11 protein-coding genes are annotated in these 14,986 nt (G+C 54.4%); 6 read left to right on the forward strand and 5 right to left on the reverse strand.

Annotated elements, in window-relative coordinates:
- From H6F80_RS07680 to H6F80_RS07690, 3 genes are all read right to left on the reverse strand, one after another.
- A partial coding sequence (locus tag H6F80_RS07680) for an ABC transporter permease (protein WP_190790995.1) occupies positions 1-964 on the reverse strand: 964 nt, incomplete at its 3' end.
- A gap of 227 nt (positions 965-1,191) precedes the next feature.
- Positions 1,192-2,850 (reverse strand): ABC transporter substrate-binding protein, encoded by a 1,659-nt coding sequence (locus H6F80_RS07685; protein ID WP_190790996.1) that lies wholly within the window; start codon positions 2,848-2,850, stop codon positions 1,192-1,194.
- 36 nt (positions 2,851-2,886) lie between these two features.
- Positions 2,887-4,551: an ABC transporter substrate-binding protein gene (locus H6F80_RS07690; RefSeq protein ID WP_190790997.1), complete on the reverse strand. Its 1,665-nt coding sequence runs from the start codon at positions 4,549-4,551 to the stop codon at positions 2,887-2,889.
- A 619-nt stretch (positions 4,552-5,170) separates the two neighbouring features.
- On the opposite strand from H6F80_RS07690, the gene H6F80_RS07695 reads away from it, so the two are divergent.
- Complete coding sequence (locus H6F80_RS07695) at positions 5,171-6,973, forward strand: ABC transporter ATP-binding protein (RefSeq protein ID WP_190790998.1); 1,803 nt, start codon at positions 5,171-5,173, stop codon at positions 6,971-6,973.
- A 90-nt stretch (positions 6,974-7,063) separates the two neighbouring features.
- On the opposite strand, the gene H6F80_RS07700 is transcribed toward H6F80_RS07695, so the two are convergent.
- The gene (locus H6F80_RS07700) at positions 7,064-7,936 is read right to left on the reverse strand and encodes a type I secretion C-terminal target domain-containing protein (RefSeq protein ID WP_190790999.1); all 873 of its coding nucleotides are present in this window, start codon (positions 7,934-7,936) and stop codon (positions 7,064-7,066) included.
- 315 nt (positions 7,937-8,251) lie between these two features.
- Between H6F80_RS07700 and H6F80_RS07705 the strand changes: the two genes are divergently transcribed.
- Positions 8,252-10,267, forward strand: a complete 2,016-nt coding sequence (locus tag H6F80_RS07705; protein WP_190791000.1) for a serine/threonine-protein kinase — start codon at positions 8,252-8,254, stop codon at positions 10,265-10,267.
- Between the two features lie 11 nt (positions 10,268-10,278).
- Positions 10,279-10,722, forward strand: coding sequence for a DUF4332 domain-containing protein (locus tag H6F80_RS07710; protein WP_190791001.1), 444 nt, complete (start codon positions 10,279-10,281; stop codon positions 10,720-10,722).
- Between the two features lie 7 nt (positions 10,723-10,729).
- Here the strand turns inward: H6F80_RS07710 and H6F80_RS07715 are convergent, their stop codons facing one another.
- Positions 10,730-11,245 carry a GNAT family N-acetyltransferase gene (locus H6F80_RS07715; protein WP_190791002.1) on the reverse strand — a complete coding sequence of 172 codons (516 nt, stop codon included), beginning with the start codon at positions 11,243-11,245 and terminating at the stop codon, positions 10,730-10,732.
- Between the two features lie 150 nt (positions 11,246-11,395).
- Between H6F80_RS07715 and H6F80_RS07720 the strand changes: the two genes are divergently transcribed.
- The 3 genes from H6F80_RS07720 to H6F80_RS07730 all read left to right on the forward strand — a co-directional run.
- Positions 11,396-12,181 carry a hypothetical protein gene (locus tag H6F80_RS07720; RefSeq protein ID WP_518523540.1) on the forward strand — a complete coding sequence of 262 codons (786 nt, stop codon included), beginning with the start codon at positions 11,396-11,398 and terminating at the stop codon, positions 12,179-12,181.
- Between the two features lie 132 nt (positions 12,182-12,313).
- A complete protein-coding gene (gene cobJ, locus H6F80_RS07725; protein WP_190791003.1) occupies positions 12,314-14,218 on the forward strand; it encodes a precorrin-3B C(17)-methyltransferase in 1,905 nt (634 codons plus the stop codon).
- A 367-nt stretch (positions 14,219-14,585) separates the two neighbouring features.
- Positions 14,586-14,986 (forward strand): hypothetical protein (locus H6F80_RS07730; RefSeq protein WP_199296437.1); only part of this gene is annotated, 401 nt, incomplete at its 3' end.

The raw sequence follows: 14,986 nt of genomic DNA on the forward strand, positions 1-14,986 counted from the left end.
TATCAACTAAAAGATTAATGAGTACAAAGACGATCGCCACAAACACAACGCCTCCCTGAACAACCGGATAATCACGGGTGAGAATGCCGTTATAAATCCAGGAACCTAAACCGGGCCATGAAAAGATCGTTTCGGTGAGAATTGCGCCGCTGAGCAAAGTGCCAAACTGTAAGCCGACGATCGTGACCACAGGTAGCAGGGCATTTTTTAGCGCGTGTTTATTGATCACCCAGCGTTCCATGAGTCCTTTTGCTCTGGCAGTGCGAATGTAGTCCTGCGACAGCACTTCCAGCATGGCACTGCGGGTAATCCGGGCAATAATCGCTAAGGGGATTGTGCCTAGCGTGATTGCAGGCAGAATTAAATGCGCGACGACATCGCTAAAGGCACGAAAGTTGAGCCGCAGCAGCGAGTCAATTAAATAAAATCCGGTAATTGGCTGAAGATCGACGGCAACGCCCAAACGACCGCTTGGCGGCAAAAGCTGCAAATTTACCGCAAACAGATACACCAGCAGCAGCCCCAGCCAGTACACAGGCATCGACACGCCCAACAGCGATGTACTCATGGCGATGTTATCGATCCAGCCATTTTTCCGCACGGCTGCAATAATTCCCGCCGGAACGCCGAGGACGATCGCCACAATCATCGCCGCGAGCGACAGCTCAAACGTCGCCGGAAAGCGGGTAGCAATTTCCTGAGTAATCGGAATGCCGCTAATAATGCTTCTGCCCAGGTCAAACCGAATCAGGCGACCCAGAAAGGCAAGATACTGCACCGGCAAAGGCTGATTCAGTCCTAGCCGCTCCCGCAGTGCCTCAATCTGATCCGGCGATGCCCGTTGACCCAGAAGAACGATCGCCGGATCGCCAGGAATGAGCTGAAGGAAGAGGAAGACGAGGAGCGTGATGCCCAAAAGAACAGGAAACAGATCGAGGAGGCGTTTGGCAATGTAGCGGAGCATTTGGGGGAGCAGGGTGGAGGGGTCGGGAGGTTAGGTGAGTGGAGGGGTCGGGGAGTGGGTGGCTGGATGGAGTGTTAGATGCGATCGCAGGTTGGGGTAGAGGTTAAGTGGGGCTGAGTTGCTTTTTGTTCTGTCCAATATTGCCAGGAATACGGGCGGCACAACTCCCTGATGTCTCACTCCCTCACCTCCCATCTACTCATTCACCCATCCACCCATTCACCTCTTTAGCTCTTCTCTACAGTTTCAAACGACTCTGAACCCAGTGGACTCGGTGACCAACCGTTGACATTCGCTCGCTGAGCGTTCAAAGGTTCTGAGTGAACGATCGGGACGCGGACGGCTTCGTCGGCAATGAGTTTTTCCGCTTCGCCGTAGAGTTTAGCCCGCTGTGTCTGGTCTGCGGTTTGGCGTGCCTGATCGAGGAGTCGGAAGACCTGGGGGTTTTGCCAGTTGCCGATGTCCTTGGTGCCGCCTTTGCCGAAGTGGTAGTAGAGGAAGTTATCGGGATCGCCGTAGTCACCCGTCCAGCCCAGCATATAGGCTTGATAGCCCGGTGGCTTGAGGCGATCGTCTAGATAAGCCGCCCAGTCTTTTGTATTCAGCTTGACCCGGATACCCAGCGTACTCAGGTCAGACGCGATTGCTTCGGCGATCGGTTTCGGCGTGGGGAAATAAGGGCGAGACACAGGCATGTACCACAGTTCCAGATCAAAGCCGTTCGGATAGCCTGCGGCGGCGAGCATTTGCTTAGCTTTATCGGGGTTATACTCAAAGTCCTTGAGGCTGGCATCCTGGAAGTTCTTCAGCGACGGGGGTGTGAAATGCGCGTCGGTGGTTGCCAGTCCCGACCAGAAAGCATCGACGATCGGCTGTTTGCTGATTGCCATCGCGATCGCCTGCCGCACTTCTTTTTTCGCCAACGGCTCATAGCTGGGGTTGAGTGCCAGATAGCCGACGTTGAACGGGGGACGACGAACTTCGGTCAGGTTGGTGTCAGATTTTAGTTCGTTGAGCTGATCCGGCGCGATATCCACAGTGAAGTCAATGTTGCCTGCGCGCAGTTCGGCTAAACGTGCCGAAGGCTCTTTGATAAAGCGAAAGACAAGAGTATCTTCTTTCGGGAAACCAGACTTCCAGTAGTTGGGATTTCGGGTCAACAGAATGCGATCGCCCGTGCGCCATTCTTTGAACACATACGGACCCGTGCCGACTGCCTGTGCGCCTGCAATGCCGTAGTCTGCACCTGCTTTCTTGATCGCATCCGGGCTGGCAATGCCAAAGTAGCCAGAGGCGATCGCTGCCGGAAAGGCGGCAAATGGCTGATTGAGAACAAACTGGATTGTAGAATCATCCACAACCTTGATGTCTCTGAGAATCGAGGCATCGCTGCCTTTGTAGCCGCCAAATAGTCCTTCCCACACTGCATAGGTTTTGCCTGCGTTGCGGAAGCCCTGGGGATCTTGAGGATCCCACCAGCGATTGAAGTTAAAGCGAACGGCTTCAGCATTCAACGGAGTGCCGTCGTGGAAAGTCACGCCCTCGCGCAGCTTAAACGTCCAGGTTTTGCCGTTGTCGGGCGAAGCATATTCGGTTGCCAGGGCAGGTTCCAGCTCGGTGGTGCCGGGTTTGTAGTCGAGCAGGCGATCGTAGATCTGGTGCTGCACATAGATCGAGTTGCCGTCCTCAATGTTGCCCGGTTCCAAATTTGCCGGATCACCGCCTGAGCCGAAGACCAGTGTGCTGGCCTCTGACGTTTGGGCTGCTGGGCTGCCTGCGCCAGAAGTTGCAGTGGGCTGCTGAGTCGCGCAGTTCGAGAGGGTAACGGTCAGGGCAGCCGTGAGGACAATCAATGCTGCCTGCCATCGTTTAAATCGTTGGATCATGCGTTTGTCCTTATCAAGTAAAAAATCAGGTGAAATTTACTGCTTGGTAATTGCCGCCCAGGGTTCTGAGCCAAACGGGCTTGGTGTCCAGCCAACCAGGTTCGATCGCTGTGCTAGCAGCGGTTCGGAGTGGACGATCGGCAGCCGCACCGCTTCCTCAAACAAAATGCGATCGACTTCGGCGTACAGCTTTACCCGATCTGCAGTGTTGGCGGTTGTCCGTGCCTGGCTCAGCAGGCTGAAGACGCGATCGTTTTTCCAGTTGCCGATGTCGGTTGTGGAGCCTTTGCCAAAGTGGGGATAAAGGAAGTTATCGGGATCGCCGTAGTCACCCGTCCAGCCCAGCAGGAACGCCTGATATCCGGGGGGGTTAAGGCGATCGGCAAGGTAGCCTGCCCAGTCTTTGGTGTTGAGCTGAACGCGGATGCCGATCGAACTCAGTTCTGCTGCCATTGCTTCGGCAGTCGGTTTTGGGTTGGGAAAGGATGCGCCGTTAATCGCGGGATACCACAGTTCCAGGTCAAAGCCGTTGGGATAGCCTGCATCTGCCAGCATCTTTTTCGCTTTGTCCGGGTTGTACTCGTAGTCGCCCAGGCTAGCATCCTGGAATTCCCGCATTGAGGGGGGCGTAAAGTGTGCGTCCGTGGTTGCCAGACCCGACCAGAACGCCTCCACTAACTGCTTGCGATCGATCGCCATCGCGATTGCCTGCCGCACTTCTTTTTTTGCCAACGGCTCATAGCTGGGGTTGAGTGCCAGATAGCCCGTGTTAAACGAAGGACGACGCAATTCCTTTAGATTGGGATCGCTCTGAATTTCCTGCCGCTGCTGGGGCGAGAGGTTTTCGGAAAAGTCGATCGTGCCTGCCCGAAGTTCTGCCAGTCGCGAAGAGGCTTCTTTGATGGTGCGAAACACAACCTGATTTGCCTTCGGTAAGCCTGCCTGCCAGTAATTGGGATTCTTTTCTAGAACCACCCGATCGCCCGTGCGCCATTCTTTTAGCTTAAACGGACCCGTTCCCACTGCCGGAGCTCCCGCAATGCCATAGTCTGCGCCTGCTGCTTTAATCGCGTCCAGGCTGGCAATGCCGAAATAGCCAGAGGCGATCGCTGCGGGAAATGCTGCAAACGGCTCTTTCAAGACAAACTGAAGCGTTGTGTCATCCACCACTTTCATGTCTTGTAGCAGTGAATCGGGCGATCCTTTGAATCCGCCAAACAGGCTGACCCAGGTTTCAAAGGTTTTGCCTGCATTGCGGAATCCAAGCGGGTCTTGCTCGTCCCACCAGCGATTGACATTGGCGCGGACGGCTTCAGCATTAAAGGGAGTGCCATCGTGGAAAGTCACGCCTTCGCGCAGCTTAAACGTCCAGGTGCGTCCGTCTGGGGAAGCGGAGTATTCCGTTGCCAGTGCCGGAACCAGCTCGGTTGTCCCCGGTTGGGCATCTAGCAGGCGATCGTAGATCTGCTGCTGCACCACGACCGAATAACCATCGGTAATGTTGCCCGATTCCAGCGTTACGGGATCACCAACCGAGCCAAACACAAGCGTACTGGCGTCGGCGGCAGGACTGCCCCCTGGATTCGCAGCCGGATTTGCAGCAGTTTGAGGGGGAGCCGTCCCGCAGTTAGAAAGCGTTACGGTCACGGTAGCGGCTAAAGCAAAAAGGGCAAGCCACCCTCGTTTAAGTCGCCCAATCATAGAAAGTAAAATCCTGCCGAAAGGCGTTGTATTATCTCAAGCGTTCTCAAAACACAAAGCCGAACCTAAGCAACCCTAAGCAAATTTGATATACCTAAAATTTGATACACCTAAAAACAGTAGCGACTGCGATTCACGTCAGTCTAAATTGCAGATATTTTTTTAAGGTCTTGCCCCATTAAACTGACAATTTGTTACAAAAGCATCAGTTTACTGGAACGATTGAGGGACGATCGCAACACCCCATCCAATCTGCTTTCAATTTACTTTCAATCTGCTTTTACCAGTATGCCGTAAGCTCAAACCCAGCTTAATTTTTAGCAATAATTAAACGAAAACTGGTGCGTTAGGCTTGCGTTAGGCTATTACTGTAAGCGAATTTCCTGGTAAGGCAGGTTGGTTAAGGAATTCAGGCTTGTCGATAGAATCTCACATTCACCAGGGAGAAATATCTCTTTCAAAAGATAGATCTCTAACAGTATTGTATCTGCTTGCAGATTAGAATTCCTGTCGAAATCGCTCTTTTGTTAATGTTAAGAGAGTATTAAATCTTGTGATTTCCTGACAGGTCTAATCGTTTATTTTGTCTTTTACTCTAAGTCTTTTACTCTAAATCTCTATGTCCACTCCGATTCTTGATATTCGCAATTTGTCTGTTGATTTTCGGCAGGAAAAAGATTTGATTCCTGCTGTTCAAGATGTCTCTTTTCAACTAATGCCGGGAGAGACCGTTTGCGTGGTTGGCGAGTCAGGGTCGGGGAAATCGGTCACGTCGCTGGCAATTATGGGGCTACTGGTTCCCACTGCTCAGTTGCGCGGCGAAATCTGGTTTCAGAATCCGAATCGAAATGCGGCTCCCGTGAATCTGTTGAGCTTGCCACCGGACGATCGCCGGGCTTACCGGGGCGGACAAATAGCCATGATTTTTCAGGAGCCAATGACTTCGCTCAACCCGGTTTATACCTGCGGCTCTCAGGTGGTGGAAGCGATTCGGCTACACAGTCCTGTTTCCGAGGAGGAAGCCCATCGGCAGGCGATCGATCTGTTCCGCGAAGTGAAGCTGCCGGAACCCGAAGCGATGATGGAACGCTATCCGCACCAGCTTTCGGGCGGACAAATTCAGCGCGTCATGATCGCAATGGCACTCAGCGGCAACCCGGCGCTGCTGATCGCAGACGAACCCACAACTGCACTGGATGTCACCATTCAAGCAACAATTCTGGAGCTACTGCGCGAAATTCGCTCTCACCGTCAGATGTCGGTGCTGTTTGTGACCCATGATATGGGCGTGGTGTCTGAAGTTGCCGATCGCGTCGTCGTGATGTATCGCGGCAAGGTGGTGGAAGTCGCTAACGCCTACAATTTGTTTGCCCAGCCTCAGCACCCGTACACCAAAGGCTTACTCAATTGTCGCCCCACGCCCGAATGTCGCCTGCATCGGCTGCCCACGGTTTCTGATTTTATGCAGGTAAAAGCGACTCCAGAGGGCACAGTTCAAATTGAACCCCGGCCGCGCAGCGTCATCGATAATAATCCGCGCTTTACGCCTGTCTCTGCTGCCGAGCAAGCCGATCGCTATCAGCAATTAATTCAGCGATTGCCCCTGCTGTCTGTCCACCATTTAAGCAAAAGTTATCCGGTGCGATCAGGCTTGTTTGGTCGCAAGACTTTCTTTAATGCAGTCGATGATGTCAGCTTTGATGTATATCCGGGGGAAACGCTCGGTTTAGTCGGCGAGTCGGGCTGCGGTAAATCGACGCTGAGCCGTGTTCTTTTGCGCTTAGTAGAACCGACCGCAGGCGAAGTAATGTTTGACGGCAAATCGGTGTTTCAGCTCAACGAGTCCGAGCTGCGAAAACTGCGCCAGGAAATGCAAATTGTTTTCCAGAACCCCTACGGCTCAATGGACCCGCGCCAGAGTATTGGCTCTGCCCTGATTGAACCGATGATGATTCACCATATCGGTCATAGCCATCAGGAACGTTACCAAAAAGCGGTAGCTCTCCTGGAACGAGTCGGCTTAGACGAAAGCGCAATGAGCCGAATGCCCCACGAGTTTTCCGGCGGACAGCAGCAGCGGATCTGCATTGCCCGGACGCTCACCTGCAATCCACGCTTTATTATCTGCGACGAGTCGGTTTCTGCGCTGGATGTCTCGGTGCAGGCACAGGTGCTTAACCTGCTCAAAGACCTTCAGCAAGATTTTGGATTGACCTACATTTTTATTTCGCACGATCTGAGCGTGGTCAAGTTCGTGAGCGATCGCATTATGGTGATGAACCAGGGCAAGATCGAAGAAATTGGCACGGCTGACCAAATCTATACTAGCCCGACCCGCGACTACACCCGCCAGCTCATTCGCGCCATTCCCAGCGCAACGCTTGATGAAATTCAGGAGCGATCACGGTTGATCAACGCTTAAGTCTGCAATCAGGGTACAAATTGCCCATTAAATTCAATCAGGATTAAAGTTAATGAGCATTAGAGTTAACGAGCATTAAAGTGCAGTTCCCTAAAACACGAAATTCCGCCGCTCGATATCATCAAACTCCACGTTCTCCAGCGTTACCAGCGTTTTGAAGGGTGCGTCGCTGCCATTGCCGTCTGCGTCCACCCGGATGATTGTGACATCCTCATCCTCGAGCACGACAATTACATAGTCCTCAAATTTATCAGAGCTGGTGAAATCGTCGCCCTGGAACAGACGGCTCAGATCCAGCACATCGCGACGGCGATCGAAATCCACGATCGTATCGCCCCGATCCTCGAATGAATTGTAAGCAAAGCGATTGCTTCCACCGCCGCCACTCATGCGATCGCGTTCCAGTCCGCCCACGATCAGGTCATCACCGCGTCCGCCCAGCAGCACATCTCTCGCGCCCTGCCCAAACAGTCGATCGCTGCCCCTCCCTCCAGATAGGGTATCGGGACTCGTTCCGCCTTGCAGCAAATCATTGCCCGCATTGCCGCGCAGATCATCTGCATCGCTGCCGCCCAGGAGCTGATCGTCTCCCTGATTGCCCACCAGCCGATCGCGTCCAGCTTCGCCAGAGAGGCGATCGTCCCGCCGTCCACCAAAAATGCGATCGTTGTCAGTGCCTCCGAGCAGCTCATCATCCGAGCCTTCACCGAAGAGGCGATCGTCGCCTGCCCGTCCTTCAATGCGATCGGCGTTGTCACTACCGCGCAGTACATCGTCACGTTGGGTTCCAATCAGAGTAATACCGGGAGGGCTGGGAGGTTTCGTTGCCAGGGGTTGGGCGACAAGCAGATCGCGCTCCTCATCGCTCAGCAGATCCTCTGCGGCGGGCAGTCTAGCAAGCGTCTCCGCATCGGCATCTTGGATCAGGGGGGCACGATTGGAAGAAAAGCGAGATACAGGCATCTTTCTGGGAATCAATGAGTGGGGTGAACGATCGGACTGCGTCACTTCCGCCGACCGGAAAGATGCAGACCCGAAACACAGAGATAAACAGGGATAAAACGCTGGGGCTTAATATCAGCCTTCAGACTTTAAGACTCGCAAAGTTTACCACGTCGAGCTGTCTTGGTTGCGGCTTATCCTGGAATCTGACGCGGAGCAGCACCCAGAAGTTTCTTTTGCTATGATGAGATGCCTCGATACGGATTTCTCTGTTCTGTTATCGACTGATCACGCCTGGTAAATGGCTACTCTCGGTTAAGGGGTGAGTCCTCGGTCATGCAGCTCCCGATCTCGGCTGGAACTGTTTTACAAAATCGCTATCGCGTCCTCAGCATTTTGGGACAGGGCGGCTTTGGACGTACCTATCTAGCAGAAGATCAGGGACGATTTAACGAACGCTGTGCCCTGAAAGAATTTATTGCACCCCACGGCAGCGACTACGCCCTCAGTAAGTCAAAGGAGCTGTTTCAGCGCGAGGCGGCGATTCTCTATCAAATCAGCCATCCTCAGATTCCGCAGTTTCGCGCCACCTTTGAGGAAAATGCGCGGCTGTTTCTCGTGCAAGACTATGTGGATGGCAAGACTTATCGCACCCTGCTCAGCGATCGCCGCGCTCAGGGTAGAGCTTTTTCAGAAGCAGAAGTGCTTCAGCTCATTTTGAATCTGCTGCCCGTGCTGGCTCATATTCACAGCAAAGGCATTATTCATCGGGACATTGCGCCCGATAATATTATTCTGCGTCAGACGGATGGGCTGCCCGTGCTGATCGATTTTGGCGTGGTGAAAGAAATCGTCACCCGCGTTCAGGCACTAGAGCAAGCCGCCGAAACCGTTTCGCCGACGACGGTGGGCAAACTGGGCTATGCACCGATCGAGCAAATGCAGACCGGACGCGCCTATCCCAGCAGCGATCTCTATGCGCTGGCAGTCACCTCTGTCGTGCTGCTGACCGGACGCGAACCGCAGGATTTGTTTGACGATCGCACCCTTGCCTGGAACTGGCAACCCTGGGCAAAAGTGAGTCCCGGCTTAGTGCAGATCATTAACCGGATGCTGAGCTATCGACCGGGCGATCGCTACCAGTCTGCCGCCGAAGTCGCCCAGGCACTCCAGACGTTCGCCAACCCCGCAACCGTAATTCAACCCTCGACCCTCTCGACTCCCCCTCCACAAAGCAGCCCTCCCTCACCCCCCTCTGTCCCAACTCCCCCTACCTATCGCCCCACCCAGCCTGCCACCCCAACCCCGCCCCCCGCTCCAAACGTTTCTCAGGTTCGCACGATCGCCGTTGGTCGCCCCCTGGAACCCACCACCAACTATCAAACCTCCAATTATCAAACTGCTGCACCGCAGCCAAACCGGGGTGGACGAGCGATTCCGCAGCCTGTCGGGTCTTCTGCCTGGGAAAATCCCCTCGCGCTGATTGGCATGGGGCTAGCGCTGGCAACCGTGACCGGAATTGCTGCCTGGGCGATCGTCAGTGCGGTTCTCAACAGCTCTCAGCCGCCACAGCCATCGCCGACCATTGCCCCTACGGCGACCGCCTCACCCACTGCTACTCCCACGCCCAGCCCGACTCCGGTGGAATATAGCCAGCGCATTGAGCTACCGGCTACAGGCGAAACCCGTGTGCTAGAGGGCAACCTGAAGGCAAACGATGTCGCGACCTATCTGTTTCCGGCAGAGCAGGGGCAAGCTCTCACGGCGGCTCTGGAAGGCGAGGGAATGCTGCTCAGTGTCCTGGCTCCCGATCGCCAACCCGCAGACGATCGCGCTGATCGTGTGTTGTCCTGGCAGGGCAGCCTTCCGGTGAGCGGGGAATATGCGGTGCAGCTCAGTCCGGTGCAGGGTGTAGCTCAAAGTAACTTCAAGCTCAATCTCAGCCTTCAGCCCGTTCCCGCTCCCGAACCTTCGCCCAGTCCCTCGCCCAGTCCTTCTCCGGTTGAGCCAACGATCGAAACGATTCCGGTGAATCCGACGGTAGGCACTCCGCTGACTCTAAGCGATCGGGCGAGTGAAGCGGTGATTAAACGCTATGTTGTGGAAGTACAGCCCGGACAGGTGCTAAGTGCGGCGGTCGTAGACGGGATCGCTGTCACACTAAATATTCGTTATCCAAATGGTCAACCCATCCCCGATGCGGAACGAATTGTGAATTGGCAGGGACGAATCACTGAAGCAGGGGCTTATCAAGTCGATGTCCTGTCTCCCACTGCAACTAGCTTTACGGTCAGTATTACAATTTCTGATCCCGATCTGCCGCCCGACGGTTCTCAACCCCCATCTCCTTAAATTTTTAAGCCATGATTCCTTCTCCTTTTCGCCCCGGACGCGCAAGTGATTGGGCGATCGATCAGCTTCCCGGACTCAGCGCCGAAAATTGCTCGCACCTGCAAGCGCAAGGCATTGAAACCACGCGCCAGCTTTTTCAGCAGACCCGCACCCCCAGACAACGACAGGAGCTTGCCACGCGCCTGCAAATTCATCTTCAGCACGTCAATAAATGGGCAGCCCTGGCAGATTTGTCGAGAATTCCGGCGATCGGCTGTCAGTTTTGCGGCTTGCTGCTTCATGCAGGCATTAGCTCGGTCGATCAGCTTGCCGAAATGCCCCTTCCCCGATTGCAGCGGCTAATTATGCGGCTCCAGGTCGCAAATCTGCGGCGACAGGATCTTTGTCCCTCTTTGGGACAGCTTTCGACCTGGATCGAGCAAGCAAAGCAGTTCGCGAAGCCCAATCGCGCTTAGTCCGCGCCTAGTCGGGATACCAGAACATCCCCTTGATGCCTTCCGGGTCAGACATAAAGCCCAAACCCCGGTAGAACTCAACCACATGGGGGTCGGCAAACAGGGTAATGTTGCTGATGTCTTCGCTCCGCAGTTTTTTGATCATCTGGCGCATCAGTGCCTTGCCCAGCCCCTTGCCCTGAAAGTCAGGGTGGACGACCACATCCCAGATTGTGGCGTTGAAGGCGTGGTCTGAAGTTGCCCGTGCAAATCCGACTAACCGTTTTTGTGCGCCGCGCTGCTCCCACATGGAAACCACAAGGAAGCTGTGCTGAATTGCTTTTTTGACTTTACGAAGGGGACGGCGAGACCAGCCCACCGCATCACAAAGTTCTTCGAGTTCGTACAGGTCGATTTCTCGATCGGTGCTAAAAAAAACGCGGGAATTGCCAATCATGACACCGGGCGTTCCCTGTCCTTCTATTTCAGTGGGTTGTGATGAGGCAGCGTCAGAAGTGCTAAACAGGCTTTTCCAGAAACCCATGTAAGCGCGGTGAAAGTAGTACAGGTTTGATCGCAGTAATAGTTAGTATAGTGCGTATCTTTAGATTCCATTCGTGTCTGGGCGATCGGTCTGAATAAATCTTCAGGAATCCGGGAACGCTGGGATCAGAAGATAAAGCTGGGGCAATTCGTGCGTCTATCCATACCGCGATTGCTGTTTTTTGTGATTCACTACTCTCAACCAAACGGTATGGCTCCGGGTTTAAAGTCGTCCACCCTAGAACTCTTAAAGCGATTTAATCGATCGTTTCCTCAGTTTTATGAGCAGTTTGTCAGCAGTGAGATCCAGCTTCAAAATTTGCGGCTTGCCTACCAGTTGTTTAAAACTCGGCAGGCAGTGATCGAGCTCAGCCCAGAAGGAAGTAAAAGCGCGCTGCATTTTGCCTACCGCAATCAATCCTTTTTGCTGAGCGATATTTTTGGTGTCCTGGCGGCGTATGGGCTGACAATTCATAGCCTTAGTCTCTATGGGCAGGTTGATCCGCCCATGCTGGTTTTTATCAAGCTGGTGATTTCGCGAGGCGGCAAAGCCCTCACCGACAAAACCGCAGAAAACGTCAGTCGGGCAATCCGCGAAACGCTGGCAGGGCGGTTTGAAGTTGAAGAAATGCTGGCGGTTGAGTTCAACCTGGATGCAGGCTTGGAGCAGGTCGAAACCGAGTTTTATGTCGATCCGGTGTTCCACCTGCCTGCCTTGCTGATCGAGGCAGACAACCAGCCCGGGCTTTTTTATAAGGTGATGTACGCCATCTGGCAGGAAGATCTGCTGGTGGTAAATGCAAATTTATTGGTCTGGCGGGGGCGGACTCGCCTGATTCTCTACCTTTTGGGTCCGAACGAGAATTTGATTCCTGAGTATTTGGGGCAGAAGATTGCAGATGGGGTGAAGCAGCGGTTGTTGGGGCGGAGGTTTTAGAGAGTAGGTAGGTAGGTGAGGGGTTGGGGGGAGTGCAGGTCGATCGCTTCGCTGTTTCCCAAAGCGGTAATCGTTGAGCAGAATAGAGAGTTCTTGTGTTTCAATGGTTCGGTTAGCTCTCTCGATAGAACTGTGACCGATCGATCGCCCCTCCTAAAACAATTTGCTCCGATTGCTGCTGTTGCCACCACCCCGCAGGCGGTTCAGAGACTCAAGCCGCTATGGGAAACGGGGGAAGTGACGCTTTACGTTACTCCGGGGTTGGCGAGTGAGACAAATTCGCCGTTTGTGAAATCCTATGGAGAGTCGCTGCGGGAAATGCTGCCGCTGCTGTGGCAAACGCATGGAGCGCTGGTATTTTATCTGGCGATCGGGGCAGTAGTGCGCTTGATTGCGCCGTTGGTGCAGGACAAAACCCGTGACCCGGCAGTGGTGGTGGTTGATGGGGCAGGCCATGTCATTAGCCTCAGCGGGGGGCATCAGGGCGGAGCCGATCGCCTGACGCGGACGATCGCGCCTTTGCTTCAGGCAGCGCCGATTCTGACCGGGGGCGCAACCGATCTTAATCTGCCGGGGGTGGATGTGCTGGGTTTGCCCTTTGGCTGGCAGAAAGGCAGCGGTGACTGGACGGGTATCAGTGCGGCAGTCGCGCGTCAGGGACGGGTGCAGGTGATCCAGGAGGCAGGCTCAACGCTATGGCAGCAGCTTCCAGAGGGACATCCGTTTGTGTTTGAAGCCAGCGATCGGGCAGGAGAACGCCCAGACGGGCGCATCTGGATCAGTCCGATTCAGCGACGCTTTGCCCCAGAGTCAGATTTTCCCAAGGTGCAGTGGCATCCGCGTGTGCTGTGGGTGGGCGTGGGCTGTGAGCGGGGGACTTCTCGATCGCTGATTGAGTTTGCGATTCAGGAAGCTTGTCGTGCAGCGCATCTGGCAGAAGGCTCGATCGCCGGAATTGCCACAATCGATCTCAAATCCGACGAAGCAGGCATTCTGGAACTGTGCTGCGATCGCCAGTGGGCACTGCGCTGTTTTTCTGCCGAAGCCCTGCGATCGATCGAGGTTCCAACGCCTTCTGCGATCGTGGATGCCGAAGTGGGAACGCCCAGCGTGTCTGAAGCAGCGGCAATTCTCGCCAGTGAAGGTCTTTCGGATTCTGCTCAACCTGTCGAGCGGCTGCGCGTCACCAAAAAGGTTGTGCGTCAGGAAGGACAGCCTGGAGCAGTCACTGTTGCGATCGCCCAGGCAGAACGAGAATATGTCGGGCGTACCGGACAACTCTGGCTCGTAGGCATCGGTCCTGGTGAGCTCAATCAAATCACTCCGGCAGCACAGGCGGCAATTACCCAGGCAGATGCCGTCATTGGCTATGGTCTTTATGTGGATCTCGTGCGATCGCTTTTGCGTCCGGGGCAAATTGTGGAAACACTGCCCATTACTCAGGAACGCCAGCGCGCCGAACGGGCGATCGACCTGGCACAATGGGGTCTAACGGTTGCCGTAATTTCTTCAGGTGACTGCGGCATCTACGGCATGGCAGGTCTGGTGCTAGAGCAGCTCAGGGCAGGCGGCTGGGATGGCAAAACACCGAACGTGCAGGTTTTCCCCGGCATTACCGCCCTTCAGTCCGTTGCTTCTAGAGTCGGCGCGCCCCTGATGCACGATTTTTGCGCTATTAGCCTCAGCGATCTGCTCACCCCCTGGGCTGTGATCGAGCAACGGTTGACTGCTGCTGCCCAAGCCGATTTCGTCACTGCCCTCTACAATCCCCGATCGCAAAGCCGCACTCAGCAAATGACGATCGCCCAGCAAATCTTTTTGCAACACCGTCCCCCCGAAACCCCGGTTGCGATTGTGCGATCGGTTTATCGCCCCGAAGAACAGATTACGCTGACGACTTTAAGTGAACTGAAGCCTGAAGCGATCGATATGCTCACCACCGTTCTGATCGGTAACCGCAGCACCTGCCTTCACGAGAACTGGATGATTACTCCACGTGGTTATCTTGGTTTTGGGGATGAGGGCATGGGGAGATAAGGGATATAGGGATAAGGCGATGAGGGGAAAACACAGCTCTCGAGCAAATGCTTCGTCTTCCTTTACTGTCTTGACAGAGGTTTATTCTGTTTCCCCTTCCCTTATTTCTGATTTATTCTTTGCCTCTCTACTCCACTTCTTATCTCCCTACTTAGCCCCACTCTAAATTAATTTTTGTATCGGTCTCACTCAATTTCTGCGAGTTTCCTGTCACTTCTAGTAAAACTTCTTCAGACAAGCTTGCTACAATCCACCCACAGTCTTTCCCTGACGTAACAGTTTGCGACGCTGGGGGAACCCTGACGCTAGGATTGAAGCAACAAAAATCCCGTTCCTCAATGACTGCTACTTGACAGGAAGTGAACCCGTGACTGCTCAGAAAGCGCAAATTGAATCGCTGATCCAGGAAATTGATGAGGTGCTTAGCAAAACGGCTCCCCGGTTGCCCTGGATAATGTCCGCCGATGCAGTGCAGCAGCGTCAGGTGTTGGAGCAAACGCGCCGATATCTTTTGTCGCTTCAGGAGGGAGGGGCGCAGTCGATCGCTTCGCAGCCCCCGGCAGGAGGAATCGAGGCTCCGGTGGGCGAAAACGGTTTTGATTTCAGCCGGGCTGATTCAAGTAAAAGCGTCAGCGAAACCGGGATAGAGACCCGTGAAGCCGCTCCGGCGATCGATTCTCCCCCTGTGAAAGCAGCGTCGCAGCAATTTGTGCCGCCAGCTCCACCCCAACCCGCTCCAGCCTCTGCCCAGACCGAAGCGGTGGAGTC

The organism is Leptolyngbya sp. FACHB-711, from assembly GCF_014695615.1.
Classification (GTDB): Bacteria; Cyanobacteriota; Cyanobacteriia; order Elainellales; family Elainellaceae; genus Leptolyngbya_A.